The sequence below is a fragment of the Acidovorax sp. 100 genome (assembly GCF_003688355.1).
In the GTDB taxonomy this organism is placed as follows: Bacteria; Pseudomonadota; Gammaproteobacteria; order Burkholderiales; family Burkholderiaceae_C; genus Acidovorax; species Acidovorax delafieldii.
In genome coordinates this window covers 2,006,997-2,031,980 of record NZ_REFD01000001.1, presented here as the reverse complement: position 1 = coordinate 2,031,980, position 24,984 = coordinate 2,006,997, and the positions used below count along the sequence as shown (strand labels likewise).

General features: G+C 63.4%; 28 protein-coding genes. 13 read left to right on the top strand and 15 right to left on the bottom strand.

What is annotated here, in order from left to right; all coding sequences use genetic code 11:
• Positions 1–280: 280 nt before the first annotated feature.
• From C8C96_RS09465 to C8C96_RS09440, 6 genes are read right to left on the bottom strand one after another with little or no spacing between them, the layout of a single operon-like run.
• Positions 281–1,216 carry a nitronate monooxygenase family protein gene (locus tag C8C96_RS09465; RefSeq protein ID WP_121942146.1) on the bottom strand — a complete coding sequence of 312 codons (936 nt, stop codon included), beginning with the start codon at positions 1,214–1,216 and terminating at the stop codon, positions 281–283.
• Positions 1,213–2,223, bottom strand: a complete 1,011-nt coding sequence (locus C8C96_RS09460; protein WP_121942145.1) for a nitronate monooxygenase family protein — start codon at positions 2,221–2,223, stop codon at positions 1,213–1,215. The genes C8C96_RS09465 and C8C96_RS09460 overlap by 4 nt, the downstream gene beginning before the upstream one ends.
• A 3-nt stretch (positions 2,224–2,226) precedes the next feature.
• The gene (locus C8C96_RS09455; RefSeq protein WP_121942144.1) at positions 2,227–3,333 is read right to left on the bottom strand and encodes a CaiB/BaiF CoA-transferase family protein; all 1,107 of its coding nucleotides are present in this window, start codon (positions 3,331–3,333) and stop codon (positions 2,227–2,229) included.
• Positions 3,330–5,432, bottom strand: a complete 2,103-nt coding sequence (locus tag C8C96_RS09450; RefSeq protein ID WP_121942143.1) for an acetate--CoA ligase family protein — start codon at positions 5,430–5,432, stop codon at positions 3,330–3,332. The genes C8C96_RS09455 and C8C96_RS09450 overlap by 4 nt, the downstream gene beginning before the upstream one ends.
• A 40-nt stretch (positions 5,433–5,472) precedes the next feature.
• A complete protein-coding gene (locus C8C96_RS09445) occupies positions 5,473–6,621 on the bottom strand; it encodes an acyl-CoA dehydrogenase family protein (RefSeq protein WP_233584203.1) in 1,149 nt (382 codons plus the stop codon).
• Positions 6,622–6,657: 36 nt separating this feature from the next.
• Positions 6,658–7,470 (bottom strand): IclR family transcriptional regulator, encoded by an 813-nt coding sequence (locus tag C8C96_RS09440; RefSeq protein ID WP_121942142.1) that lies wholly within the window; start codon positions 7,468–7,470, stop codon positions 6,658–6,660.
• A gap of 189 nt (positions 7,471–7,659) precedes the next feature.
• On the opposite strand from C8C96_RS09440, the gene C8C96_RS09435 reads away from it, so the two are divergent.
• The 12 genes from C8C96_RS09435 to C8C96_RS09380 all read left to right on the top strand — a co-directional run bounded on the left by C8C96_RS09435 (position 7,660) and on the right by C8C96_RS09380 (position 18,400).
• A complete protein-coding gene (locus C8C96_RS09435; RefSeq protein WP_121942141.1) occupies positions 7,660–8,640 on the top strand; it encodes a tripartite tricarboxylate transporter substrate binding protein in 981 nt (326 codons plus the stop codon).
• Positions 8,641–8,718: 78 nt separating this feature from the next.
• A complete protein-coding gene (locus tag C8C96_RS09430) occupies positions 8,719–9,129 on the top strand; it encodes a zinc ribbon domain-containing protein (RefSeq protein ID WP_121942140.1) in 411 nt (136 codons plus the stop codon).
• Positions 9,126–10,301, top strand: a complete 1,176-nt coding sequence (locus C8C96_RS09425) for a thiolase family protein (protein ID WP_121942139.1) — start codon at positions 9,126–9,128, stop codon at positions 10,299–10,301. The genes C8C96_RS09430 and C8C96_RS09425 overlap by 4 nt, the downstream gene beginning before the upstream one ends.
• 33 nt (positions 10,302–10,334) lie before the next feature.
• Positions 10,335–11,144: an enoyl-CoA hydratase/isomerase family protein gene (locus tag C8C96_RS09420; RefSeq protein WP_121942138.1), complete on the top strand. Its 810-nt coding sequence runs from the start codon at positions 10,335–10,337 to the stop codon at positions 11,142–11,144.
• A gap of 51 nt (positions 11,145–11,195) precedes the next feature.
• Positions 11,196–12,011 (top strand): SDR family NAD(P)-dependent oxidoreductase, encoded by an 816-nt coding sequence (locus C8C96_RS09415; protein WP_121942137.1) that lies wholly within the window; start codon positions 11,196–11,198, stop codon positions 12,009–12,011.
• Positions 12,012–12,114: 103 nt separating this feature from the next.
• A complete protein-coding gene (locus C8C96_RS09410; RefSeq protein WP_121942136.1) occupies positions 12,115–13,083 on the top strand; it encodes a tripartite tricarboxylate transporter substrate binding protein in 969 nt (322 codons plus the stop codon).
• Positions 13,083–13,916 (top strand): SDR family NAD(P)-dependent oxidoreductase, encoded by an 834-nt coding sequence (locus C8C96_RS09405; protein ID WP_121942135.1) that lies wholly within the window; start codon positions 13,083–13,085, stop codon positions 13,914–13,916. The genes C8C96_RS09410 and C8C96_RS09405 overlap by 1 nt, the downstream gene beginning before the upstream one ends.
• Positions 13,913–14,416 carry a nuclear transport factor 2 family protein gene (locus tag C8C96_RS09400; RefSeq protein WP_121942134.1) on the top strand — a complete coding sequence of 168 codons (504 nt, stop codon included), beginning with the start codon at positions 13,913–13,915 and terminating at the stop codon, positions 14,414–14,416. Before C8C96_RS09405 ends, C8C96_RS09400 begins: the two co-directional genes overlap by 4 nt.
• On the top strand, positions 14,416–15,225 hold the full coding sequence (locus tag C8C96_RS09395; RefSeq protein ID WP_121942133.1) for an SDR family NAD(P)-dependent oxidoreductase: 810 nt from the start codon (positions 14,416–14,418) through the stop codon (positions 15,223–15,225). Before C8C96_RS09400 ends, C8C96_RS09395 begins: the two co-directional genes overlap by 1 nt.
• Positions 15,226–15,281: 56 nt before the next feature.
• Positions 15,282–15,581 (top strand): putative quinol monooxygenase, encoded by a 300-nt coding sequence (locus tag C8C96_RS09390; protein ID WP_121942132.1) that lies wholly within the window; start codon positions 15,282–15,284, stop codon positions 15,579–15,581.
• Positions 15,582–16,302: 721 nt separating this feature from the next.
• Positions 16,303–17,244 carry an RNA polymerase sigma factor RpoH gene (rpoH, locus tag C8C96_RS09385; RefSeq protein ID WP_056065967.1) on the top strand — a complete coding sequence of 314 codons (942 nt, stop codon included), beginning with the start codon at positions 16,303–16,305 and terminating at the stop codon, positions 17,242–17,244.
• Positions 17,245–17,359: 115 nt separating this feature from the next.
• Entirely contained in the window at positions 17,360–18,400 is a 1,041-nt protein-coding gene (locus C8C96_RS09380) for a tripartite tricarboxylate transporter substrate binding protein (RefSeq protein WP_108498682.1), read from the top strand.
• 92 nt (positions 18,401–18,492) lie between these two features.
• Here C8C96_RS09380 and C8C96_RS09375 read toward each other — a convergent pair whose 3' ends face one another.
• Genes C8C96_RS09375 through C8C96_RS09355 form a run of 5 tightly spaced genes read right to left on the bottom strand, consistent with a single transcriptional unit; the run spans position 18,493 to position 22,681 of the window.
• Positions 18,493–19,107: an SCO family protein gene (locus C8C96_RS09375; protein WP_199737457.1), complete on the bottom strand. Its 615-nt coding sequence runs from the start codon at positions 19,105–19,107 to the stop codon at positions 18,493–18,495.
• Positions 19,108–19,115: 8 nt separating this feature from the next.
• Complete coding sequence (gene cyoE / locus C8C96_RS09370; protein WP_121942131.1) at positions 19,116–20,018, bottom strand: heme o synthase; 903 nt, start codon at positions 20,016–20,018, stop codon at positions 19,116–19,118.
• On the bottom strand, positions 20,015–21,199 hold the full coding sequence (locus C8C96_RS09365; protein WP_121942130.1) for a heme A synthase: 1,185 nt from the start codon (positions 21,197–21,199) through the stop codon (positions 20,015–20,017). Before C8C96_RS09365 ends, cyoE begins: the two co-directional genes overlap by 4 nt.
• A complete protein-coding gene (locus C8C96_RS09360) occupies positions 21,196–21,951 on the bottom strand; it encodes a hypothetical protein (protein ID WP_121942129.1) in 756 nt (251 codons plus the stop codon). Before C8C96_RS09360 ends, C8C96_RS09365 begins: the two co-directional genes overlap by 4 nt.
• On the bottom strand, positions 21,893–22,681 hold the full coding sequence (locus tag C8C96_RS09355; protein WP_121942128.1) for an SURF1 family protein: 789 nt from the start codon (positions 22,679–22,681) through the stop codon (positions 21,893–21,895). Before C8C96_RS09355 ends, C8C96_RS09360 begins: the two co-directional genes overlap by 59 nt.
• 15 nt (positions 22,682–22,696) lie before the next feature.
• Here C8C96_RS09355 and C8C96_RS09350 point away from each other — a divergent pair, with 15 nt between their 5' ends.
• Positions 22,697–22,918 (top strand): twin transmembrane helix small protein, encoded by a 222-nt coding sequence (locus C8C96_RS09350; protein ID WP_056065987.1) that lies wholly within the window; start codon positions 22,697–22,699, stop codon positions 22,916–22,918.
• A gap of 124 nt (positions 22,919–23,042) precedes the next feature.
• Here the strand turns inward: C8C96_RS09350 and C8C96_RS09345 are convergent, their stop codons facing one another.
• The 4 genes from C8C96_RS09345 to C8C96_RS25145 form a co-directional block, all read right to left on the bottom strand.
• Positions 23,043–23,924 carry a cytochrome c oxidase subunit 3 gene (locus C8C96_RS09345; protein WP_056065990.1) on the bottom strand — a complete coding sequence of 294 codons (882 nt, stop codon included), beginning with the start codon at positions 23,922–23,924 and terminating at the stop codon, positions 23,043–23,045.
• Positions 23,925–23,989: 65 nt separating this feature from the next.
• Complete coding sequence (locus C8C96_RS09340; protein ID WP_056065993.1) at positions 23,990–24,217, bottom strand: DUF2970 domain-containing protein; 228 nt, start codon at positions 24,215–24,217, stop codon at positions 23,990–23,992.
• A complete protein-coding gene (locus C8C96_RS09335) occupies positions 24,214–24,849 on the bottom strand; it encodes a cytochrome c oxidase assembly protein (protein WP_056746811.1) in 636 nt (211 codons plus the stop codon). Before C8C96_RS09335 ends, C8C96_RS09340 begins: the two co-directional genes overlap by 4 nt.
• Positions 24,850–24,866: 17 nt before the next feature.
• Positions 24,867–24,977 (bottom strand): cytochrome oxidase small assembly protein, encoded by a 111-nt coding sequence (locus C8C96_RS25145; protein WP_225581085.1) that lies wholly within the window; start codon positions 24,975–24,977, stop codon positions 24,867–24,869.
• Positions 24,978–24,984 lie beyond the last annotated feature (7 nt).

Genomic DNA, 24,984 nt, shown 5'->3' with positions numbered 1-24,984 from the left:
TTATTCCTTCAGTGTTGTACTTTGCCGGGCGTTTCTCACTGAGTCTTGTACTTTTTCCAGTCGGGCTGTTCGGTGCGCCATCAGCTCGGGATCTTTCTACTCAGCGCCGCGCCTGAACGCTTGCCGCGAAGGGCAGCGATTTGGCCATGCGGCGGCTTCAGGCCGATAGCAGTCGCCGATGTTCGGCAGTTCACTGACCGCGTATTGTTCATACCGGACTTTGGCAACTATTGGAAAACCATTCCATGCCACAGCATCCTCGGCACCTGAGTACAGGCTATCAGGCAGCTAGATATTCCCTCTTCATGGACTGAACCAGGTCGGCAGTAGTCGGTAAGGATGTCACCCCCGACACCGAATGCCCCGCACTCCATAGATCCGACCACCGTTGAATGACTGGTCCGTCAGATCCACCTCCAAATTTGTTGCGTGCTTCCTGAACGGACACCGTCTCGTCCAACGCTTCGGGGTCGAGACCCACCCGGACGATGGACGGCTTCAAGAAGTTCGCGGGTAACCCGGTGAAGGCGCGTGTGGCGAGCACATCGTCCATGGAGCTTTCCAGAAGCATCTCTTTGTAGTCTCCCCCAGCCAGGCTTTCCTTGGTGGCGATGAATCGCGTACCCACACACCCCAGGTCGCAACCCAGTATGGTCGCGGCGCGCAGCGCCACGCCATCCGAGAGGCCACCCGAGAGCACAACAGGGCCGTCGAACATCTGGCGCACGGCGCGCACGAAGGCGAACGGATTGGCCCAACCTGTGTGCCCGCCTGCGCCGGAAGACAGCAAAACGAGGCCATCGACACCCGCCTCCAGCGCGCGCTCTGCATGGTGGAGCGAGGCCACATCGGCAAACACAAGGCAGCCGCCGTCACGCAAGGCAGGAATCACCGAAGCGGGAGACCCCACACTGGTGATCACCAGCTCCGCGCCGTGGCGCACGATCAAGTCCACTTCGGCCTTGAGGCGTGCGGGGTCGCGCCGCATGATGAGGTTGGGGCAATAAGGCGCTCGGCCAGGCTGTTCTTCGGCTTCGCGCTGAAGCCGCTGCAACCACGCCGCAAACTCGTCCAGCGACGTGCAATTGGCCGTGGGAAACGCGCCGATGACCCCAGCTGCACACGCGGCCGAGACCAGCTCGATGCCCGAGACACGCAGCATGGGGGCCGCAATGATGGGCACCACCAGCCGTTCCATAAAAGGCAATCGGTTCATTCTTGTTCCATTCCATTTTGTGAATGCATTGAGCGAAGGGCCGCGATGGCTTGCACCGCTTCGTCCACCATGCCATTGACGATGTCCTGCAGCGGCTCGATGCGGTTTGCGAATGCAATGGATGGCCCCAGGGAGACCAGGCCATTGCGCCAGTCACCCTCGGCGTAGCAGCGGTCGCGCGCCACGGTTCCGCTGATGAGGTCGCCGAAGGCGGCATATTCGGTGGCACCAGCCCGCTCGATGGCCTGAACCTGGCTCGCGGTGTCATTCAGCAGCACGCGCCAGGTGGTGCCCAGTGACTGCAGCAGCCGCACCGTGGAGTGCTCGTCGCAGGTCAGCAGATGCTCCTTGTAGCGGGGGTGCGTCTGTATTTCCTCGCACACCAGAAAGCGGCTGCCGATGAGCACGCCGTCCAGCCCCTGGGCCAGCACCGCAGCCAATTGATTGCCACGACCGATGCCACCGCCTAGCACCACCGGCACGCTGAACTGACCATGAGCGAGCGCGCCCATGAGCATCGTAGGCAGCTCGTTCATGCCCGGGTGTCCGCCTTCCTCCATGCCGACCAGGGCAATGGCATCTGCGCCTGCGCGCTCTGCAGAAAGTGCGTGGCGGATGCTGGAGGCTTTGTGAACAACGACGGCGTTGGCCTTATGCAGCGCTTTGATGAGTTCCGCTGGCGCATGTCCTGCTGTCTCGAAGACCTTCACGCCATGCCCCAGACTGGCATCCATCCAGCGCGGAACCATGGAGTTGGCTTCGGGCCGGTGCGAGAGCGTGAGGTTCACGCCAAACGGTTTGCCGTGAGTCAGCTCCGTGCAAAGCGCGAGGGCGTCCCGGAAATCCGCTTCGCTGGCATACGACCGGGGCGTGATGAAGCCCATGCAGCCTGCATTCACCAGCGCAGCCACATACCTCGCGTCGGACAGCCACATCAGGCCGCCGCCCAGAATGGGGTGATCGATCCCCAGAAGCTGCGTAATGCGCGTGCGCAGAGCGGCGCCCATGGGTCAGCCCCCCGCAGAACCCAGGGCGGGCGCTCCAGCCAGGTGGGTGTCGCCCATCCCCTCCATGGCCACGGGGAAGCGTACCCACGGCATGTCATCAGCAGCGGCAAACTTGCCTCGCGAGGCGAAATGCGCTTGGGACGACAGTTCGGCGGGATGAACCACGGGTGCAGCTGGAACGTCATGGCGACACAGCAATTCGAAGGCCTCCCGCGATTCCAGAGGCTGCATGGCCTGCTCGATACGCAGATTGATCGCATCGGCCACCGCCTTGCGTGCCTTGTGCGTGGCGTACTCCGGACCATCGAAGGGCGCGAGCGGGAGGGCTGTGCACAAGCGCTTCCAGAAATGGTCTTCCAGCGCGGCAATCGACACGTAGCGCCCATCCTTGCACAGGAACGCGCCGTAGGCAGCCTTTACCAGCGTGGCCTCGCGCTGCGCTTGCACAGTGCGCGCACCTGCAGACCGGTAGGCGCCCAGCCGTGGGTTCATCCAGTGCAAGGCACAATCGGCCAGCGCCACGTCCAGGTACTGCCCGCGGCCAGTGGCTTCGCGCTGGAACAGTGCGGCGAGGGTGGCTGACAGCGCGTACATGGTCCCGCACAGGTCGGCCACTGGTAGCCCAAAGCTCTGCGCGGGAGCACCATTCGGCTGGCCCGAAACGGCCAGCACGCCCGCGGCGGCCAGGTAGTTGATGTCATGCCCCGGCAGATTGGCCCACGGTCCTGTCTGGCCGTAGCCACTGAGGGACACATAGATGAGTCGCGGAAAGGCCTGGCAGAGTGCGGCGGCGTCCAGGCCCAGGCGCGCCATCACGCCGGGGCGGTAGGACTCGACCACGATGTCGGCCGACGCGAGCAACTTGCGGACGTGATCGCGCTGGGCTTCGTCCTTGAGGTCCACCAACAGGCTTTGCTTGCCCCGATTCACGGCCTCGAACGCGCCCTGTCCCAGGTGGCGCGCGTTGTCGCCGTGCGGCGGGCGCTCGATCTTGATGATGCGTGCGCCCATCTCCGCCAGGTTCTGCGTCAGGAAAGGCCCCGGCAGCAGCTCACTGAAATCCACCACCGTGATGTCCTTCAGCGGCGGCCGGGCTGTGGTGGCGGTCATGCGGCGGTTCTTTCGATGATCACGGCGTCGAGGGGCAACACACCCTCGCCTTGCGCGCCAATCCACACGGGGTTGAGGTCCATCTCCTCGATACGGCCTGCGTTCTGCATCACGAAGTCCGAGATGCGCAGCAGCAGCGTCTGCAGCGCCTCCAAGTCTGCCGGCGGGCGGCCGCGCACGCCTTCCAGCAAGGGAAAGCACCGCATCTCGCGGACCATCGTAGCTGCCTCGCTGGCGGAAAGCGGCAACATGCGCCGGGTGACGTCGCGCAGGATCTCCACATAGATGCCGCCCAGGCCGAAGGTCATCACATGGCCGAACACCGGGTCGCGCGTAACGCCGACCATCAGCTCCAGGCCACCGCGCGGCGCCATCTTCTCGATCAGTAGACCGTCAATGTGCGCGTCGGGCCTGTGGTGCTTCGCGGCCACCATGATGTCCTCCCAGGCTTGGCGCAGTTCCTCGGCGTTCTGCAGCCCCACCGCTACGCCGCCGATGTCGGACTTGTGCACGATCTGCTCGCTGGCGATCTTGGCCACCACGGGGTAGCCCATGGCGTTGGCCGCCACGACGGCGTCCTCCACGGTAGGCGCCAAGGCATTGGGCAGCAGCGGGATGCCTGCTGCCCGCAGCTGGGACTTGGCCTCGGCCTCGGACAGGCTGCGCGTGGCACTGGGCGGCGGCAGCGCCGCTACCGGGTTCAACGGAGTGTGCGTGCCGCGCGAGCGCTTCCAGCGGCCATATTCGATCCATCGCTGGATGGCCTTGATGGCCTTGCCCACCGACCGTGGTGGCGCAAACCCACCGTCGACCAGCATGCGATAGCCCTCGCCCATGCGGTCGCTCATCCAAATGGGAAGGATCGGGGTGGAGCACCCCTTCTGCGCCGCGATGATGGTGCGCGCCAGCTGGATCGTGGTGTCGCCATAGTCCAGCGCGATCGGAACGATCACGCAGCCCAGATGGGGATCCGCTGCCACGGCGCTCAGCGATTTTTCGATCAGCGCCGCATCGCTCAGCACGGCGGCGGTCGTGTCCACCGGGTTGTCCAGCGCAGCGTAAGCGGGGAGCAGATCAGCAAGAGTCTGCCGCGTGTGAGGGGCAAACTGAGCGAGGGTCAGGCCTGCGGTGCCCACGGCGTCCGCCGTCAAGGCTGCGGTGCCGCCCGACGAGGTGTAGATGGCCACACCTTCGCTGGGTGCTGGCTCGCCGCGTGCGAACAGCCAGGCAGTATCAACCAGCTCGTCGATGTCATCCACCTCGATCACGCCGCACTGCTTGAACACGGCGCTGTTCACTTCGGCCGATCCGGTCAGGGACGCTGTATGCGATTGGGCCGCCTTCTGCCCGTATTCCGACTTGCCCACCTTGAGTGCGATCACGGGCTTGCCATTGGCAGCCGCACGGTTCACGGCGGCCACGAACTTTGCGCCATCCTTGATGCCCTCCAGCAAGGTCACGATCACCTTGATGTCGGGAGCATCGGCCATGTAGTGGATGAAGTCGGCCACCTGCAGGTCCACCTCGTTACCGGTAGAGGCCCACAGGCCGATGCCGATGCCCCGGTCCATGGCTTGCATCACGTTGCGTCCCAGTCCGCCGCCCTGCGTGGCCAGGCCGATGGGCCCCTTGACCAGATCGTGCGGGAAGGAGGGCGAGAAGGTCAGGCCCAGGCGGTGGTTGACGTTGGTGAGACCCGGGCAGTTGGGGCCATACAGGCGCATGCCGCCCGCATCGGCAATCTCCTTGAGCCGCACCTGGGCGCGTTCGCCTTCTTCACCGGCCTCGCCAAAGCCCGACGTCAACACGATGGCAAACAGAACGCCCCGCGCTGCGCATTCTTCGGCCACCGCCAGCACGCCCGATGCGGGCACCACGATCACCGCCACGTCCGGCGTGGCGGGCAGCGATGCCACACTGGGCCAGCAGCGATGCCCGCGAATCTCTGCCTTGGTCGGGTTGACGAGGTAAATGTCTCCGTCGAACTCGGAATGGTCCAGCAGATTGGTCAGCGTGCGCTCGCCAATGCTCTGCGGGCGGTCGGACGCGCCCACAAGGGCAATTGAGCGAGGGCGGATCAGTCGCGAAAGGTCAGTCAATCTTGTCTCCTGGTCGTTATGGGGGTGTTTATGACGAGGGTCAAACAATCGCCGAGATGCCCAGGATTTCGCGCCCGGCAATCAAGGTCTGCACTTCCGTGGTGCCTTCAGGGATCGTGCCGCCGCGTGTGTCGCGGAAGATGCGCTCGATGGGGTAGTCGGTGGCGTAGCCCAGGCCGCCGTGCACCTGCAGCGCCATGCTGGCGACTTCGTGTGCGGCCTCGGTGGCGTAGAGCTTGGCGATAGAACAGGCAGTGCGCGCATCGGCATTGGCGTCCAGTGCGGCGGCGGCGCGCAGGCCCAGTGCCCGGGCGGCTTCCACACGGATCGTCATGTCCACGATGAGCTTTTGAACCAGCTGGAAACTGCCGATGGGCTTGCCGAACTGGGTGCGGGTTCGGGCGTAGTCAATGGACAGGTCGAGCGCCGCCTGGGCTGCGCCCACAGCACCCATGGCGATGTTGACGCGCGCGCCATCCAGGCCCATGAGCATTTTCTTGAGCGCATTGCCTTCTTCGCCCAGCAGGTTGGCGCGAGGCACCTTGACGTTGTCGAACGCGAGCTCGGCCGTACCAGTACTCCGCAGCACCATGGTGTCAACATTGCGCACTTCATAAGGCGATACATCACGCTCTACCAAGAAGGTGGAGAGCCCTCCCTGGCAATCGGGGCTGAACGTGCGGGCAACCACAATGCCAAAGTCGCCAAAGGCTCCGTTGGTTATCCACAGCTTGCGGCCGTTGAGGACGTAGTGGTCGCCCTGCAGGTCTGCGCGGGTCTGAACCTGCGCAATGTTCGAACCCGTGCCCGGCTCGCTGATGGCGTTGAACACCTTGCGTTCGGATGCCAGCAGGGGCTTCAGGAAGCGTTCGCGTTGCTCTTCATTGGCTTCGGCCGCCAGCTTGTTGATGGCCGCGTTGGTGATGTTCACCATGGTCCGCAGCGACAGCCAGGTGTAGCCCGCCTCTTCCATGAGCATCGCCCAGGTCATCTGGTCCATGTCCATGCCTCCCAGGGCCTCGGGCAGGCGGCCACCGATGTATCCGAACTGGGACAGCTCCTTGAGGAGTTCGAAGGGGAAGGTCTTGTCCCGGTCGTGCTGGGCCACGCGGGGTGCGACCTCGCTTTTCATGAAGCGGCGCACGCTGTCGCGCAGCATTTCTTGTTCGGAACTCATCGTTGCATACATGGCTATGTCTCCTGGGTTGAATGCATGGACCCGCCGCTATGCGGGCGTGGCGTCTTTGGTGCCCGCGCTGCGCCGGCCCGAGGCGGTGGCGCGCAGCGTGGGCGCGGGGTTCTGGGGGTGGAACACGAGCGCCCGTACCTCCTGCAAGGCCTGCAGGCACGCGTCTTTGGTACGACGCAGCCGTTCGGTGGGGCCGGCGATCGACAGCGCGAGGGGTTCGTCGCCCAGATAGCCAGCCACGGCGATGGCGGCCAGGCCGTCAAAGCCTTCGTTCTCCACCCACATCCAGCCTTGCTCGCGCGCTTGCGCGATCTGCGCCTCCAGCGCTGCGAGGTCGGTGATGGAGCCGGGGGCGATCTGCTTGAGCGGCTTGAGCCGCAGCTGGCGTGCAGCCTCTTCGGGCGTGCCCAGCGCCAGCTCGGCCTTGCCCAAAGCAGATACGTGCAGGGCGATCTTGTTGCCCACGTTCTCCACATAGCGCAGCGGGTGTGTGCCCTCGGCAAACGCCAGGACCTTGACCACGCCGGCCTCCACGCGGCCGCACATGCCGGTCTCTCCAGTCTTGTCGCGCAGCAGTTCGCAGGCCTCGGACGCCACCGCGTAGAGCGAATCCCCTGCAGCAATGCCTTTGGCAACCGTGAGCAGGCGGGCCGTGGGGTAGAAGCGCCGGGTCCGCGCTGTCCGCATCAAGTAGCCCAGCTCATGCAGCGTATGCAAGAGATCGGAGCAACTGCTTTCTGGCAGGTCCATCAGGCGCGCAAGGTCTGAGTTGGAGAGTTCGCGGCGCTCCCGGGCAAAGACCTCCAGAAGGGCCATGGTGCGAGACGCAGCGGGGACGATGGTGGGCATAAGTTCTCCGGTATTTCGTAGATATCAACGAATCATAGCTTTGACAGCAGGACTATTCATTGAGGAAATCTTTGTGGAATCTCGCTTCTTGCTTTCTACACGAAGATCAAAACTTCTTGCTTGTCTACGAAATATTGAAGTATTCTACGACCAGCCGCAATCTAGTGGCAACAAAAAATGGAGACAAACATGCGTAGAACCTTCCGAAAACTGGTTGTTTTTGTCATCGCCTCATTGGCCTTCGGTGTGCTGCACGCTGCGGGAGATGCGTGGCCCAGCAAGCCCATCACGTTTGTGGTGCCGTTCCCACCTGGGGGCATTACGGACAGCACCTCGCGGCTTTTGGCCAAGCTGCTCAGCGCACAGCTGGGTCAGTCGGTGGTGGTGGACAACCGCCCCGGGGCGGGCGGCTCCATCGGTGTCGAGTCGGCCTCGCGCCAGCCGCCCGATGGCTACACCATCATTTACGGCACGCAGGGAACGCATGGCGCCAATCTGGCGCTGTACAAGAACGTGCGCTATGACCCCGTGGCGGACTTTGTGCCTGTGCACGCCATGTCGGAAACGCCGCTCATGCTGGTGATCAACCCTTCGCGCCCGTTCAAGACGGTGCCCGAGTTGATTGCCTATGCCAAGGCCAATCCCGGCAAGCTCAACTACGGCTCCGCCGGGCCTGGCACGGGCACCCACCTGACGGCCGAGCTGTTCCAGACCGCCGCCGGCATCAAGATGACCCATGTGCCGTACCGCGGCAGCGCGCCGGCCTTGAGCGACCTGATGGCGGGCAACGTCGACCTGATGTTCGACTACCCGGCGGTGGTGCTGCCCCAGGTGCAGGCGAACAAGCTCAAGGCGCTGGCGGTCACCTCCAAGACGCGCCTGGCCAGCTCGCCCGACGTACCCACCGTGGGTGAGCTGGGCGTTCCCGAAGCCGAATCCACAGCCTGGGGCGCTGTGTTCGTTCCGGCCAAGACACCGCCAGACATCGTGAAGCGCCTGGGCGACGAGATCGCCAAGGCCATCGTTCACCCCGAAATGCTGCAGGCCACCGAGAAGTTCGGCAGCGTCCCGCTCGTCGGCCTGCGCGACGCCAAGCTGGGCACCTTCGTGAAGTCGGAGATGACACGGTGGCGTGCAGTGGTTCAGCAGTCGGGCGCCAAGCTTGATTGACAGGCTGCGGGCAATCCATGCCCGCCCAGCAGCTTTCCTTTTCCCTCCCTTCTTCCTATGACCGATTCAAAGACTTCCTTGAAACCGTTGCAGCCCACTCTGTATGAGCTGGCTGAAGACGGCCACTCGCTCAACTTCTTCTTTGCACAGTGCGGCGCCTGCGGGGAGCTGAGCTTTCCTGCCAACGCGCCGGGCTGCATGCACTGCGGAGAGCCGCTGAGCGAAGCCCTGCGCGTGACCCGTCCAGGCGGTGGAGACCTACTGGAGTTCGTGACGCTGCATGTGCCGCTGCTGCCCGGCATGGCGGCGCCCAGCGTTGCGGGGGACATTCGCATCGCGCCCGGCATCGTCGAAGAAGGTGTGATGGCCGTGGCAGATGAATCGGCGCTGAAGCACGGTACGACGGTTCGCGCCGTTGCCGAAGTGAAGCCGGAAGAAGGCGTTTACGTCTGCCGCTTTGTGCCCGTGAATGAAGGAGCCGCTCAATGAGCAATACACAACAATCTACTTCGCGCAACTGGCTCGATGTCAATGGCGGCGTGTTTATCGCCGGTATTGGTCTGCATCCCTACCAGTTCCCGACCGAAACGCCTTACACCAAGCTGGGCCTGACAGCTGTGCGCGCCGCACTGGCGGACTCGGGGCTTCCATGGGGCCGCGTGCAAAGCGCGTACGTGGGCACCACCTCCATCGGGATGGCAGCCGGCCGCGTCATGCTGCGCCACCTGGGGTCGACGGGCCTGGCGGTGACACAGGTGGAAAACGCATCGGCCTCCGGGTCGTTCGCCTTCCGCCAAGCCTGCATGGAAGTGGCCACCGGCATGAGTGATGTGGTGCTGGCAGTCGGAGTAGACAAACATGGCGACGGGCGCCGCGCCGCCAACAAGGACGGCCTGGAGCGACTGAGCGAAACGGCCACCATTCCCGCCGCCAAGTTCGCGATGATGGCGCGTACCTACCTGCGCGAGCGCGGAGCATCCGTGGAGGAAATGGCCAACGTGGCCGTGAAGAACCACGGCAATGCGGCGCGCAACCCGTTCGCGCAGTTCCGCAAACCGCGTACGCTGGAGCAGGTGCTTGCATCGCCCCGCGTGGTGGGAGACCTCACGGTGCAGCAATGCTGCCCGCGCGGCGAAGGCGCTGCTGCGGTGATGGTGGTCTCTGGCAACGCGATCCGAAAATTGGGACTGGATGCCCGGCGCTGCGTGCGTGTCAAGGCGTCGGTCGCAGGCAGTGAACGGCCCGAAACGCACTACGGCGACAGCGCTGTAGAGCTGGTCCGCACCAGCGCACAGGCTGCTTTTGAACAAGCGGGCATCGCCCCCAAAGAGCTAGACCTGCTGGAACTGCATGACGCCTTCTCGGTGGAGGAGTTGCTGTACAGCGAAGCGATTGGTGTGTGCGATCCCGGCGAAGGCGCCCACTATCTGGCGCGTGGCGATTCGCACATTGGCGGCCGCTGCGCCATCAACGCGTCGGGCGGCCTCATCGGCATGGGCCACCCACTCGGCCCCACGGGTATCGGCCAGTTGGCGGAAATCACCCGCCAGCTGCGGGGTGAAGCCGAAGGCCGGCAGCACCCCAACGCGCGGTGGGGCATGGCCCACATGATCGGTCTGGGGTCTGTGTCCGTCGCTCATGTGCTGTCGGCATCGGCGTGACGGCACTTCAGATCTCTTTTTGAAAGCAAGCCAATGACTACCCCTGATATCCAGGACCTGGGCACATTGCTCTATGAGGTGCGCGATCGCGTGGCCGTGATCACCCTCAACCGGCCCGACCGCATGAACACGTTGGGCAGCACCATGAAGCCGGACCTGGCGCGTGCCTTCTTTGAACTGGCGCGCAACGACGACCAAGTGCGCGCGGTTCTGATCACCGGCAGCGGCGACAAAGCATTCTGCGCGGGCGCTGACATCAAGGAGCGCGCTACCGACGTGGTGCGCGGCACGGAGTATTTCGTGCGGCAGAAAGCAACCCACGAATTGTTCCGCAACATCGAAGAGTTCGAGAAACCCGTCATTGCGGCCATCAACGGTGTGGCCCTGGGCGGCGGGCTGGAGATTGCCTTGTGCTGTGACCTGCGCATCGCGGCCTCCCACGCGCGCTTCGGCCTGCCAGAAATCAAGCTGGGCGTCATTCCAGCAGCCGGTGGCACGCAGCGACTGCCACGGCTGGTGGGCGAAGCCAGAGCCAAAGAGCTGATCCTGACGGCCGACTTGATGGACGCGGAAACGGCATTGCGCTACGGCCTCGTCAGCCGTGTGGTGCCGCAAGCCGAGTTGATGACAGCTGCACTGGAACTGAGCCAGCGCGTTGCGCAGCACCCGCCGCTGGCGGTCCGTTTTGCCAAACGTGCCATCAACCGAGGCATGCAGACCGACCTGGACTCGGGCCTGGAATACGAGCGCTATGCGGCCGCAATGATCGTGGACAGCGAAGACCGCATCGAGGGCATGCGCGCCTTTGTCGAGAAACGCGAACCCCAATTCAAAGGACGCTAGGGCCTTAGCGCACTGGCGACTTCATCAGACAACACACACGAAAGGTATCCCATGGAACTCGGATTGAACGGACAGGTCGCGCTCGTCACTGGCGGTGGGCAAGGTGTAGGCCGGCAGATTTGCATCGAACTCGCGGCCGAAGGTGCGCGCGTGGTGGTGAACGACCTGTTTGCCGAACGCGCCCAAGCGGTGGCGGATGAGATCAACGCCGCAGGCGGGCAAGCTTATGCCGCACCGGCGGACATTACCCAACAGGAGGCGGTCGATGCCATGGTGGCCAATGCCGCCGAGCATTTCGGCGCACCCATCACGGTGCTGGTCAACAACGCGGGCATCATCCCTGAGCGCCGCGAAAAAGGGGGCCGCACACCCGCCTTTGTGGACACCCCCGTGGTGGACTGGGCCAAGATCGTGAACCTGAACGTCTACGGCACCATGCACTGCTGCCGCGCCGTGTTGCCGGGCATGGTGCAAAGTAAGACGGGTCGCATCATCAACATCATCTCGGAAGCGGGCCGCATCGGCGAGGCCAACATGGCGGTGTATTCGGGGGCCAAGGCTGCGATTGCCGGTTTCGCCAAGGCCCTTGCACGGGAGCACGGCCGCCATGCGGTCACCGTCAACTCCATCGCTCTGGGCGCCGTGTCCCATGAGGGCATCAAGGACGGTCCGTTGAACATCCACGCCACGGTAGAGAACAACGAACTGCTGGGCAAGATGCTCAATGCATATCCCATCTCCAAAGGCGTGGGTCGCCTGTCCCGTCCGGGCGACGTGTCGGGCATCGTGGCGTTCCTGGCGTCGAACCGCGCGCTGTTCATCACGGGGCAGACCATCGGTGCATCCGGCGGTTTCGCGATGGTTTGATGCAGGACGGGGTGGTCGGTCAAACCGCCTCTGCGCCGCTCAGGTGCTAACCGTGCTGCGTTCTCATGCAGCACGACCGAACACACAACAAGGAGACAAGACCATGATGAATCGCCGCCATTTCTCGGCATCCATGGGGGCTCTGGCACTCTCGCCCTCGGTATTTGCACAGAGCGCTTATCCGCAGCGCCCGATCACCCTCGTCGTTCCTTTCTCCGCAGGCAGCGTGGTGGATGTCCAAGCCCGCCTGATCGCACGCGCGCTGAGCGACAACTTGGGCCAGTCCATCGTCATCGATAACCGGGTGGGGGTGAGCGGCTCCATCGGTGCCGAGTTCGTGTCCCGAGCGGCGCCCGACGGATACACCCTGCTGATCGGCACGCAAGGCACGCAGGGCACCAACACGGCGCTCTTCAAGAACATCCGCTACGACCCGGTCAAGGACTTTGTGGCCATACACGGGCTGACTGGGAACGCGAACGTCCTGGTCTCAAACCCCAGCATGAAGTTCAGCACCGTGACCGATGTGATTGCGTTTGGCAAACAACAGCCAGGAAAGCTCAACTTTGGCTCTGGTGGCAACGGCACATCAGCCCACCTGTGCCTGGAGCTGTTGCAAACCCAGACCGGTGCGCGTTTCAACCACATCCCCTACAAGTCCAGCACGGCGGCCATGGTCGATGTGATTGCCGGGAACCTGGATGTGATGTTCGACTACGTGCAGACCTCCCGGGCGCAGATCCGGGACGGGAAAATCACAGCACTGGCCGTCACCAGCACTAGCCGCCTGGCCGTGCTACCCAACGTGCCGACCATGGCCGAGGCCGGAATACCGAGCGTGGTGGCCATGAACTGGGGCGGGGTCTTTGCACCAGCTAACACGCCAGCGCCCATCGTCAAGCGCTTGTCCGACGCGGTAGGCCAGGCACTGAACTCGCCCGAGGTCACGGCGTCGCTGGACGCAGTGTCGAGCGTCAAGATGGGCATGCCACACGAGCAGTTCGCACCCTTCGTGGCGGCCGAGGCCGCCAAATGGGGCGAGGTAATCCGCAAGTCCGGAGCGAGCCTCTGATGCCGGCCCTCCAAGTGGCCGTGGTCACCGGTGCGGGCAGCGGCATCGGCCGCGCGCTCGCGCTGGCATGCGCCCACGAAGGCATGGCGGTGGTGGCGGCCGACATCGAGGCCGAAGCCCTGGCGCAAACGCAGGCGCTGGTAGAGGCGGCAGGCGCCGCGTGCATGGTGCAGCGCTGCGACGTGTCCAACGCCGCAGACGTGGAGCGACTGGCCGAAGCCAGCTGGGGCCATTGGGGCGGTGTGGATTGGCTCTTCAACAACGCCGGCGTGGCAGTGCTCGGGACCGCCTGGGATGCCACGGACGACGACTGGAGGTGGGTGCTGGGCGTGAACCTGATGGGGGTGGTGCATGGCGTGCGCAGCTTTTTGCCACGCATGCAGGCCCGGGGCATGCCGGCCCACATCGTCAACACATCATCGGCTGCAGGCCTCGCCACCATCGCAGGTTCCGCCGTGTACTGCGCCAGCAAGCACGCAGTCGTCGCTTTCTCGGAATGCCTGGCCAAGGATCTGGAGCAGGTGGGTTCGCCCATCGGCGTGTCCGTCTTGTGCCCCTCCCTGGTGGCCACGCACATTGACCAGTCACAACGCAACCGACCAGCCGCATTGCCAGAGGTGGGCCCCACGGCTGCCGCCTATGGAGAGCGCGTGCGTGCCGGCATGGCCGCTTCAGCCATCACGGCCGAGGATGTTGCACGCGCTGCGGTCGACGCGATTCATGCGCGCCGCTTCTATGTCATTCCCCACGCCCACACGGGTGCATCCGTGTGGGACCGCACCCAAAAAATCATGGGTGATTTCCACCACATTCACCAGGAGAGTCTTCAGTGACCGCTGCCCCCCCATCCACCGACCTTGACGCCTTGCATGAGCATATGAGGGGCCTCACAGAACGCGTTGAACGCTTGGAGAGCATCGAAGCCATCCGCGCGCTGCGTGCCCGCTACCACGAGTTGGTGAATGAGGATGCGGGCAACCGACTCTACGAGCTGTTTGCCCCCGATGCGTATGTGGCTTACGGCGGGCGCCCCGAAGTACGGGGCCGCGACAACATCCGTGCGTTCTTCGCATCGTTTCCGGTGCAAACGGCCCGGCAATTCATCCACAGCCATGTCGTGCAGGTACAGGGCGACCGAGGCACAGGGTCCAGCTACCTGGACGGCCGACCTGTGAAGGAAGGCAAGAGCTTTTACGTGGTGGGCCGCTTTGACGACGAGTACATCCGCCTGGAAGGCCAGTGGTTCTTTCAGCGTGTGACCTTGAGCGTGCACTACATGATCGAAGCCACTGAGCGTTGGGACCACCTCATTCCGCTGCAAGGAACTCGTTGATGCACAGCACCGCCACCATGGCCTCGTTGCCATCCTTGTTTGATCTGACCGGCCAGCGAGCGCTGGTGACGGGCGCTGCCAGCGGTCTCGGGCTGGCCATTGCAGAAGCCCTGCTGGAGGCGGGTGCGGAAGTCGTGCTGTCCGACAGCGATGCGCCAGCGCTGGACGCCGAAGTGCAGCGCCTGCGCAAGACGTACACAAAGGTGCAGCAGCGAGTGATCGACGTCAGCGACGGCGCCGAGGTGGACCGCCACCTCGACGTCATCGCGGCCGAAGGGCCCATCGACTGCGTGTTTGCCAATGCGGGCATGAGCGCTGGACGCGGTTTCTTGGCCGAACAAGGGCGCCTGGAAAATGTGGACCCGGCAGCATGGGAAAAGGTACTTCAGGTGAACCTGACGGGCGTGCTGACCACGCTGCGCGCCGCCAGTCGCCATATGAAGCCCCGCGGACAAGGGAGGATCATCGTGACATCGTCCATTGCCGGGCTGAGGTCGGAGGCACATTCCGGCTACGCCTACGTGGCCTCCAAGGCTGCGGTGAACAACGTGGTGCGCCAGGCGGCCATCGAGCTGGCGCCATTCAACATTCTGGTCAACGCCATCGCCCCCGGCCCCTTTGCCACCGGCATCAACGGAGGCCGCTTGCGTCTGCCGGAGAGCGCCGAGCGTATGCGCACCTACATCCCGCTGGGCCGCATCGCCCAGCCGCATGAGATTCAGGGGCTGGCGCTGCTGCTGGCTTCGCCGGCATCGAGCTACATGACCGGAGCCATCATCCCCATCGACGGCGGTGCGAGCGCGCGTTAGCGCCTGAGATCATCCGTTCATTCCTATCCAACCACGAGCACAGTGAAAGCAGCACCATGATCATCGTCACAGGCCATGTGATTGCACGCCCAGACACACAAGAGGCCGTTGAGCAGCTGGCCGTGGAGCATGTCCTGCGCTCCCGGACAGAGCCAGGGTGCATGTCCCACGAAGTGAGCCGCGATGTGCAGCAGCCGCTACGCTTCGTGTTTGTGGAGCGCTGGGAAAGCATGGCCGCACTGCAAGCTCATTTCCGCGTGGAAGCATCGCGCACGTTCGCGCAGTCAATGGCAAGCTTGTGCCAGGAGTCACCGCAGATCGATATCTATGAGGCGGCAGCTGTTGCGGTACGCTGAAGGCGGCAGTTCCAGCCTGGCAATCCAGCCCATGAGATGGAATGACGGGATCGATTTTTCGCCAAAGGACATTTGCGACCTCACAACAGGCCTCGCATCCATTTTTGTTGAGCGGTGACCGATTCCAGTGCGCTCTGTAAGAAAGTCCTGACTTCGGCAAGCTCGGTGGCAAAACTGCACATTTGACTTGTCGTCTTCAGCCTGGACCTGTCGGTCGCGCGTCATCCACTGGAACACCAAGGTATTCAGCCTCTGCAGGAACTCAGAGTTCGCTAGAGATAGACAGAGCGGCCGCCACATCTTCTGAAATATGAAAGGTGGTGCGCCTAGTTCTCTGCCGCGCTCAGCTCTTGACCAGAGCATCAAAAAGTTAGCACGCGCTTACACCATACCGTCCATCCTTCATCCGACTGCCTGCTGTTTCGAAGCCCTCGGTGTCCGAACATCTGCTCGCAATGGCGGTGGCAAGATTATTAGAATTTTGCCTAGAAAATAGGCATCAACAGTTCAAAGCGCCGTCGGAAATATTGAAATATCTCTTAAAAATCAAAGAGTTATGTAGCTTTTGGCCTAACTCAAAAATACAAAACTCACGTGGAATCGAAATCGACAACTCAAAAATTGTTCAACGGTATCAATGAGCAACCCGACGGGAACTCCGGGCTTAGCACTCAATCAGAGAGAGTGCTAATATCATGGCTTAGAGGAAAGGATTCCCGGAATGAACATTCAATCTGGAACCGCGACGATGTCTCTGGCACCCGCCAATCCCTGGGCGCTGGTGCCCCCCTTGGGCAATCTGGACGCCTACATTTCGGCCGTCAACCGCCTGCCCCTGCTCACGCACGAAGAAGAGCAGACCTACGCACGCCAGCTCAAGGACAACAACGATCTGGACGCTGCCGGCCGGCTGGTGATGTCGCACCTGCGCCTCGTGGTTTCGATTGCACGCCAGTACCTGGGCTACGGCCTGCCCCATGGCGACCTGATCCAGGAAGGCAATGTGGGCCTGATGAAGGCCGTCAAGCGTTTCGACCCCGATCAGGGCGTGCGCCTGGTGAGCTACGCCATGCATTGGATCAAGGCCGAGATCCACGAATACATCCTGAAGAACTGGCGCATGGTCAAGGTGGCGACCACCAAAGCGCAGCGCAAGCTGTTCTTCAACCTGCGCTCCATGAAGCAGGGCTTTAAGGCCGATGCCTCAGCCGCCGATGCCGCCACGCACCGCGACACCCTGTCGGACCATGAGATCGACGCCGTGGCCGCGCAGCTCAATGTGAAGCGCGAAGAAGTCATCGAAATGGAAACCCGCATGGCGGGTGGCGATGTATTGCTGGACCCAGCCCCTGCCGATGATGGCGAACAGGCGTTTGGCCCCATTGCCTACCTGGCCGATGCATCGCACGAACCCACGGCCATGATCGAGTCGCGCCAACGCGACGCCCTGGCTACCGACGGCATTGCCAACGCACTGGCCAGCCTGGACGACCGCAGCCGCCGCATCGTGGAAGAGCGCTGGCTCAAGGTCAATGACGACGGCAGCGGCGGCATGACGCTGCACGACCTGGCGGCGGTGTACGGCGTGAGCGCCGAGCGCATTCGCCAGATCGAAGTGGCTGCCATGAAGAAGATGAAAAAGGCCCTGGCCGAATACGCCTGACCGGTCCGGGCAGCGGGGTTAATATCCCGGGCTGCAGAAGTTGCCTCGCGGGGCCCCAGCTCTGGGGCCCCGCGTCGTTTGGGCCCCCGAATATTCTTCAAGGAGATTGCACCCCATGCCCTCACGTCCCGCCTTTCCTGGCCGTGTTTCCCGCCGTGCTTCGCTGTTGATCGCGCTGGCTGCCGCATCCCCCTGGGCCCTGGCGCAAAGCGCCGGCAAGGCTGCTGCCACTGCGCCCGCGCCGCTGGCCTGGCCCACCAAGCCGCTGAAGATCATCGTGGGCTTTCCTGCGGGATCGTCGCCAGACCTGACGGCACGCACGTTCTCGGAACCCCTGTCCAAGGCCCTGGGCCAGCCCGTGATTGTGGACAACAAGGTGGGCGCAGGCGGCAACATTGGCGCCGACGCAGTGGCCAAGGCCCGTGACGATCACACCATCGGGCTGATGATCAACGGCAACATGACGATTGCCAAGCTGCTGAACCCGGCGGTTCCGTATGACCCGATCAAGGACCTGGCACCGCTGAGCCTGATCGGCACCTCACCGCTGATTCTGACTGCACCCGTCAACCAGCCCGGCGTGGCCGCCAACAGCAGTGCCCGCGACTTCTTCGTGGCAGCACGCAACGGTGGCGACAAGTGGAGCTACGGTACGCCAGGCGTGGGCACGGTGGGCCACATCGGCACCGAGCTGCTCAAGGCGCGCAGCAACATCAACCCCGTGCATGTGCCCTACCCTGGCTATCCGCAGGTGGCCAACGCGATGCTGGGCGGCCAGCTGCAGATGGCGCTGCTGCCCCCGGCGCTGGCGCAGGCCCAGGTGCGTGCGGGCAAGCTGCGCGCAATCGGCGTGACCTCCTCCGGGCGCAGCCCGCTGGCACCCGAGGTGCCGAGCCTGGCCGAGGCAGGCATTAGCAACTTCAACCTGGAAATCTGGAACGCCTTCGCAGCGCCTTCCACCATGCCCAAGCCCATCCAGGCCAAGCTGGCCGCTCTGATCAGCGAGATCGCCCGCAGCGAAGACGTGCGCAGCAAGCTATTTCAGCAGGGGTGGCAGACGGTGGGCTCGTCTCCCGAAGGCCTGGCCAACCGCATCAAGGCCGACACCAATCTGCTGGGCGGCGTGATTGCGATGCGGGGCATCAAGGCCGAATAAGGCCCAAGAGCACCAGAGCTCATGCGGGGCCGCACAGTGCCTCGCATAACGGCGGCCTGGCACAGGCCCCGGGTCACTCAGGGGCTGGGGGCTCAGCCCCCGGCCTCGGCCAACAACACCTTCACATCGGCCGCCAGGGCCTGTGCGCCGCTGCCATAGCGGTTGTAGACCCGCAGGCGCCCTGCGGGGTCGTACACGTAGCTACCTGCAGAGTGGTCCATGGTGTAGCTGGTGGGCGTCTTGCCATCGACTTTCTTGTAATAGATCTTGAAGTCCTTGGCGACAGCGGCCAGTTGCTCGGGTGTGCCGTGCAGCGCCAAGAAGCTCGGGTCGAAGTTGGCCATGTAGGCCTTGAGCACTTCGGGCGTGTCGCGCTCCGGGTCCACCGTTACAAAAATGCCCTGCAGACGGCCTGCGTCCTTGCCCAGCATCTGCTTGACCTCGGCCAGCTCCTGCATCGACGTGGGACACACGTCGGGGCACTGGGTGTAACCGAAGAACACCACCACCACTTTGCCGGCAAAGTCCTTGATGTGGCGTGGCTGGCCATTGTGATCGGTCAGTGGAATGTCGCGGGCATACTCAGCGCCGGTGACGTCCACACCCCGGAATTCGGCCTTTTTCTCGGAACATGCACCCAGGAGGCCTGTAGCGCATATGGATACTGCACCAGCCGCTATCAATTGAAGAGCGTTTCGTTTCTGCATGGATATCATCACAGCACATAGTGGTCCACCAGCAGTGCCGCAAACAGCACGCTCAGGTGGATAAGGGAGAAGCGGAAGGTCTTGCGGGCCAGAGCGTCCGAATAATTGCGCCACAGCGCGAACGCGTAGCCACAGAAACCCAGACTGAGGAGCACGGCGGCAACCAGATAGATCCAGGAACTCATGCCGTAGATGAAGGGCATCATGCTCCCGGCCAGCAGGATCAGCGTGTACAAGAAAACTTGCAACCGCGTGAACTCGTTGCCGTGAGTGACTGGCAGCATGGGCAGGCCAGACTTGCGGTAATCCTCCACCCGGTACAGGGCCAACGCCCAGAAATGCGGTGGCGTCCACAAAAAGATGATGAGGAAAAGGATAAGCGCCTCGGGCCCTACATCGTTGGTCATGGCCGCCCAACCCAGCACCGGCGGCATGGCCCCCGAGGCGCCGCCAATGACGATGTTCTGGGGCGTCAAGGGTTTGAGGATCACGGTGTAGACCACCGCGTAACCCACAAAGGTGGCAAAGGTGAGCCACATGGTCAGCGGGTTGATCCAGACATACAGCAGCACGGAGCCTGCGGCACAGAGTACGGCCGAGAACAGCAGGGTCTGCGCGTTGGACAGCTCGCCCTTGGCCGTGGGCCGCCAGGCGGTGCGCTTCATCTTGGCGTCAATGCCTTGCTCGACGATGCAATTGAACGCGGCTGCAGCACCCGCCACCAGCCACACGCCCAGGCAGGCCAGCGCCATGTGGCCCAGTTGCGCAGCGTTGGGCAGGCCGGGCACGGCCAGCACCATGCCGATCAGCGCACAAAAGACGATGAGCTGTACCACGCGGGGCTTGGTCAGCGCATAAAACTGCTGGAACCGCGAGGGCGGCACAGCAACGGCGGAGGGGGCAACACTCATGCAGATACTCTCGATGCGCCCGTGGGCGCGGAAAACTCTCGGGGCGCGGGCGCTGCGCGGCTGGACACCAGGGTCCAGGTCAATACCACCACCAAAGCTGCAGCACCGCCGGTATGCAGCACCGCCGCCACCAGGGGCCAGTCCAGCACCACGTTGGACAAACCCGTCACCAGTTGCAGCAAGGTCAGCCCGCCGATCCACCGCGCCTGCGCGGGCAGCACGCCACTGCGGTGAAAGCGCCAGGCCACCAGGCCCAGCGCCAGCAGCACCACATACGCCATCAGGCGGTGCACGTAGTGAATGGCGGTGAGCCCAGCAAAGCTGATGTGGCTGCCGTCTTGCAACAGGCCCAGCTTGCGCCAGATCTGGAAGCCCTGCGCAAAGTCCATGGCGGGCCACCAGCTGCCCTGGCAGGTGGGGAAGGTGGTGCATGCCAGCACCGCATAGTTGGTGCTGACCCAGCCCCCCAGCACCACCTGCAGGGCCAGCAGCAGCGTTGTCAGTACCAGCCCCCAGCGCAGCACGGGGGACAAGGCCACCGGTGAGCGCCCCTGGGCACTGTGGGTATGGCGCACGGCCTGCACACACAACAGGGCCAGCAGCACCAAGCCACCGATCAGGTGCAGGGTGACGATGGCGGGAAAGAGCTTCATGGTCACCGTGAGCGCGCCAAATGCACCCTGCAGGCACACCCACAACAAGGTCACCGTGGGCCACCAGGGGCTGAGCGGCGGCGCCTGCTGTCCGCCATCGCGCCGGGCACGCCGTTGCTGCACCCAGGACGACACAGTGATCACAATGATCAGCACCCCCACCCCCGTGGCGAGGTAACGGTGGATCATCTCGATCCAGGCCTTGCCGTGGGTCACCGGGCCGGTGGGCATGGCCTGCTGGGCGGCTGAAATCTCGGCGCGGGCGCCCACCGGGCTGGCACTGCCATAGCAGCCAGGCCAGTCGGGACAACCGAGGCCCGAGTCGGTCAGGCGCGTGAAAGCGCCAAACAGCACCAGATCAAACGTGAGGAACAGCGTGAGCACCGTGAGCGCCTGCAGGCGCCGCATGGGAGAGCTGCGGCGGTTACGCGCCCACACCCAGACCAGCGGCCCCAGTGCGATCACCAGGCCGAGCAGCATCAGCTCGAGCACTGGAGCCAGGTCGTACAGCGGTTGGGTATCGGTCATGGCTTGACCGGCCGCCCCGGCTCATCCCACGAAGAAGAAGCGCGCAGCAGACGCTCCAGATCACGCTTGGCCTTGGCGGCGCCACCGGTGTCCATGGCGGCCGGAAAACGCATCATCCAGTTGCCCATCGGGTCCACCACATAGAGGTGGTCCGCCAGCTGCTGGCCCGGGGCAGGCTCCAGCCAGGCCTTGAGCGCGCCCGGGTCCACCCGCAACACGGTAGCCTGTTGCAGGGCGGGAGTGAGGGCGGCCGGAGGCAAAGCGTTGTCGTTGATCAGCCAGACCCAGTCCACACGGTCCTTTTCCTTGCCCAGGCTCTCGCGCAGCTGGCGCTGCAGGTACAGGTGCTTCTGGCAGGCCGGATCACAGTCGCCCCCCGCCACGCTCACCAGCAACCATTGGCCTTTGAGGGCCTCCAGCCGGGCGGCCCCACCATCGAGCGTGGAGGCCATGAGCGCGGGCACTGTGCGCTGGGGATTGATCAACTCACCGTAATTGCGCCGCCCCTCCGGACGGATCACGTAGTAAGTGAAGTACGAGGCAACCACCGGCGCCGCGCAGATCAGCAGCACGCCCAGCATCTTCCAGCGCCCATGGCGCGCACGCTGCACGGTGGCGACCGCATCCCCCGCCTCGGGCAAGGTGTGCACGGTCAGCCCCAGCGGGTGCTCTGCACGGGCGCCCACCTGTGAATCAGGCGGCAGGCTGGCTGCGCGGGCGAATGAACCGTCGGACGATTTGGAACCAGACATAAAGGAGTGCTATCAGGCCGCAGAGCCCGAACCATTGAAATGCGTAACCGTAGTGTTTTTCGATGCCTGCGCCGACCACAGGCCAGTCGCGTTGCAGGCCATCGCCCGCGTCGCCTGCCGGGCCTGTCTGCAACACCGTAAGGGAGGCGAGCGCCAGACCGGTTTCGGTACGGAACGCTGCCAAGTCGAGATTTTGCCGGATGCGGGAAGACCCCTGTGCGCTATTGCCCCCTTGGAACTCATACAGCCGCGAGGGCGCCAGGGCCACGCGGCCTTGAACGCGCACCTCGGTGTCAGCCGACGTGGTCACGGAAGGCAGCTGGGTGCGGTCCTGAAAATTGCGCCCCGCCCATCCGCGCTGCACCAGCACCACCCCAGCACCCCCGCCAGAAAGCTGCAGTGGCGTGAGCACAAAAAAACCAGGGCGCCCCTGCATCTGCCGATTGTCCAGATACACCGTGTGTTCAGGCAACCAGCGCCCCTGCAGCACCACAGCACGGTGTACGAGGGCCTGTTGCGCCTCGGGTGTCTGGTTAGTCAGGTCTGTCAGCGTGCGTCCATCAATGGCCGGCAAGGTGGCGCGCGCATCCAGCATCGCCTGCAGCGACTCTTTCTGGGCGGCTCGCGACAATTGCCAGCGCCCCAAAGAGGCGGTGACCAGCATGCCCACCACCGCAGCCAGGGTAATGAGCCAAAAACGCAGGTCCACAGGACGGCGAAGGGGGGTCACAGGATAATGCGCTCCATGAAATACCTCGTAGTGCTGGCGTTCCTCGCCATTTTGGCCAGCCTGGCATCAGCCCTGTTCTTCATGATGCGCAATGGGCGCGACGACAAGAGCAAGGGCAACCACATGGCCAAAGCGCTGGCGGTGCGTGTCGGGCTGTCCATCGTGCTGTTTTTGTGCATTCTGGTGGCCTGGCAGCTGGGATATATCCAGCCCACCGGCCTGCCCGCCACCCGTTGAACTGAGGGCTTGGTCCGCAGCCTGGGAGGCTTGGGCTTATCACAGGCTACCACTGGCCAGCACGCAGAGGGTGGAACAAAAAAAGCGCCGCGAGGCGCTTTTTTTGATGGCGTCCGGGTCTGACTTACATCCAGTAGACCAGCACGTACAGACCCAGCCACACCACGTCCACAAAGTGCCAGTACCAGGCCGCACCTTCAAAGCCAAAGTGCTTGTCAGCCGTGAAGTGGCCTTTTTGCAAGCGCAGCGTGATCACCAGCAGCATCAGCATGCCCAGGAACACGTGGAAGCCGTGGAACCCGGTAAGCATGAAGAACGTGGAGCCGAACACACCCGAGCTGAGCTTGAGGTTCAGGTCGGTGTACAGGTGGTAGTACTCATAACCTTGCACCAGCAGGAACACGAAACCCAGCAGCACCGTGGCCCACATGAAGCCGATGGTCTTGCCACGCTGGTTTTCACGCAGGGCGTGGTGGGCAATGGTCAGCGTCACGCCGGAGGTCAGCAGCAGCGCTGTGTTGATCGTGGGCAGCCAGAAGGGGCCCACCGTCTGGAAGGGCTCGATGATGCCGGCCGGCGAAGCGGTGGCGCCAGCGGCGAGGCTGGGCCAGACGGCCTTGAAATCGGGCCAGAGCAGCGCATTGTCCAGGCTGCCCAATGCAGGCACCGAGTGCGAGCGTGCCCACCACAGGGCTGTGAAGAACGCGCCGAAGAACATCACCTCGGAGAAGATGAACCAGCTCATGCTCCAGCGGTACGACAGATCGATCTTATGACCATACAGGCCACCTTCGCTCTCACGCACTGCATCGCCAAACCACTGGTACAGCGTGAACAGCCACCACACCAGGCCCACGGCCAGAGAATATTTACCCCAGTCGTGGCCATTGATCCACTGGCCTGCGCCGAGGATCACAAAGAACAGACCGGCCGCGGCCATCACCGGGTGGCGGGACTCGGCGGGCACATAGTAGTACGGGGTTCCGCCGTGGGTTGATGCACTCATTTCAGCTCCTGATTCTCAAAATCTTTGTTTTCAGTATTTGTTCGCACGAACCAGCCAACACACACTCACACAATCCAGTTCACCAGCCCGATCAGACCAATGACGAGCAAGAAAACCGCGATCAATCCCACCACGATGATGTGAATCGGATTGAGCTTTTCGACATCTTGCTGGTACTCGCTGCCTTTGCGCAAGCCAATCAGCGACCATGCCACTGCACGCACTGTGCGCAGCAACGAGCCCTTGCGTTGCGAGGGCTTGACGTCTGCCGATGGCTCCAGGGGCGCACTCATGACCCGGCTCCTTGCATGCCTGCAGAGCTGGGCGCAGGCAGCACCACCGCCGCCGTCGATTCGGGAGCTGCCGGTGTCTTGCCGCCCACCTCGAAGAAGGTGTACGACAGGGTGATCGTGGTGACGTCTTTGGACAATTTCGGATCAATCACGAACGCCACGGGCCAGGTTTTCTTTTCACCGGGCTCCAGGGTGTACTGATTGAAGCAAAAACATTCCAGCTTGTTGAAATGCGCAGCGGCCTGCCGGGGCGCGTAACTGGGAATGGCCTGAGCGGCCATGCGGCGGTTCTGCACGTTCTGGAACTCGTACATCACCGTCGTCAGTTCACCAGGGTGCACCTGCACGGAACGCTGCGCTGGCTTGAAGTCCCAGGGACCGCGCGAGTTCGCGTCGAACTCCACGGTGATGGTGCGCGACTTATCCACCTGGGTGTTGGCGGGTACGCGCACATCCTTGCCAGCCACACCGTTGCCAGGCACCTGCCGCTCGGACAGCGACAGGATGTTGATGCCCGTCATCTCGCAGATGTGCTTGTAGATCGGGATCAGCACGTAGCCGAAGGCGAACATGCCGGCCGCAATCACGACCAGCTTGCCGACCATCTTGGCGTTTTCGCGGTGCAGGCTCATGGGGTGGGCCAGTGGCTTCAGCGGGACAGCAACACCACCTTGACCATGAACCCGACAAAGAACACCACCGCCACGGACGCCAGAATCAGCGCCAGCCGCAGGTTGCTCTTTTTTTGCTCGGGGGTCATGGACATG

Coding starts and splice junctions, on each gene's coding strand:
- C8C96_RS09465 (WP_121942146.1), bottom strand. CDS start 1,216: ATGAACCGATTGCCTTTTATGGAACGGCTGGTGGTGCCCATCATTGCG.
- C8C96_RS09460 (WP_121942145.1), bottom strand. CDS start 2,223: ATGGGCGCCGCTCTGCGCACGCGCATTACGCAGCTTCTGGGGATCGAT.
- C8C96_RS09455 (WP_121942144.1), bottom strand. CDS start 3,333: ATGACCGCCACCACAGCCCGGCCGCCGCTGAAGGACATCACGGTGGTG.
- C8C96_RS09445 (WP_233584203.1), bottom strand. CDS start 6,621: ATGTATGCAACGATGAGTTCCGAACAAGAAATGCTGCGCGACAGCGTG.
- C8C96_RS09440 (WP_121942142.1), bottom strand. CDS start 7,470: ATGCCCACCATCGTCCCCGCTGCGTCTCGCACCATGGCCCTTCTGGAG.
- C8C96_RS09435 (WP_121942141.1), top strand. CDS start 7,660: ATGCGTAGAACCTTCCGAAAACTGGTTGTTTTTGTCATCGCCTCATTG.
- C8C96_RS09425 (WP_121942139.1), top strand. CDS start 9,126: ATGAGCAATACACAACAATCTACTTCGCGCAACTGGCTCGATGTCAAT.
- C8C96_RS09420 (WP_121942138.1), top strand. CDS start 10,335: ATGACTACCCCTGATATCCAGGACCTGGGCACATTGCTCTATGAGGTG.
- C8C96_RS09415 (WP_121942137.1), top strand. CDS start 11,196: ATGGAACTCGGATTGAACGGACAGGTCGCGCTCGTCACTGGCGGTGGG.
- C8C96_RS09410 (WP_121942136.1), top strand. CDS start 12,115: ATGATGAATCGCCGCCATTTCTCGGCATCCATGGGGGCTCTGGCACTC.
- C8C96_RS09405 (WP_121942135.1), top strand. CDS start 13,083: ATGCCGGCCCTCCAAGTGGCCGTGGTCACCGGTGCGGGCAGCGGCATC.
- C8C96_RS09395 (WP_121942133.1), top strand. CDS start 14,416: ATGCACAGCACCGCCACCATGGCCTCGTTGCCATCCTTGTTTGATCTG.
- C8C96_RS09390 (WP_121942132.1), top strand. CDS start 15,282: ATGATCATCGTCACAGGCCATGTGATTGCACGCCCAGACACACAAGAG.
- rpoH (WP_056065967.1), top strand. CDS start 16,303: ATGAACATTCAATCTGGAACCGCGACGATGTCTCTGGCACCCGCCAAT.
- C8C96_RS09380 (WP_108498682.1), top strand. CDS start 17,360: ATGCCCTCACGTCCCGCCTTTCCTGGCCGTGTTTCCCGCCGTGCTTCG.
- C8C96_RS09375 (WP_199737457.1), bottom strand. CDS start 19,107: ATGCAGAAACGAAACGCTCTTCAATTGATAGCGGCTGGTGCAGTATCC.
- cyoE (WP_121942131.1), bottom strand. CDS start 20,018: ATGAGTGTTGCCCCCTCCGCCGTTGCTGTGCCGCCCTCGCGGTTCCAG.
- C8C96_RS09365 (WP_121942130.1), bottom strand. CDS start 21,199: ATGACCGATACCCAACCGCTGTACGACCTGGCTCCAGTGCTCGAGCTG.
- C8C96_RS09360 (WP_121942129.1), bottom strand. CDS start 21,951: ATGTCTGGTTCCAAATCGTCCGACGGTTCATTCGCCCGCGCAGCCAGC.
- C8C96_RS09350 (WP_056065987.1), top strand. CDS start 22,697: ATGAAATACCTCGTAGTGCTGGCGTTCCTCGCCATTTTGGCCAGCCTG.
- C8C96_RS09345 (WP_056065990.1), bottom strand. CDS start 23,924: ATGAGTGCATCAACCCACGGCGGAACCCCGTACTACTATGTGCCCGCC.
- C8C96_RS09340 (WP_056065993.1), bottom strand. CDS start 24,217: ATGAGTGCGCCCCTGGAGCCATCGGCAGACGTCAAGCCCTCGCAACGC.
- C8C96_RS09335 (WP_056746811.1), bottom strand. CDS start 24,849: ATGAGCCTGCACCGCGAAAACGCCAAGATGGTCGGCAAGCTGGTCGTG.
- C8C96_RS25145 (WP_225581085.1), bottom strand. CDS start 24,977: ATGACCCCCGAGCAAAAAAAGAGCAACCTGCGGCTGGCGCTGATTCTG.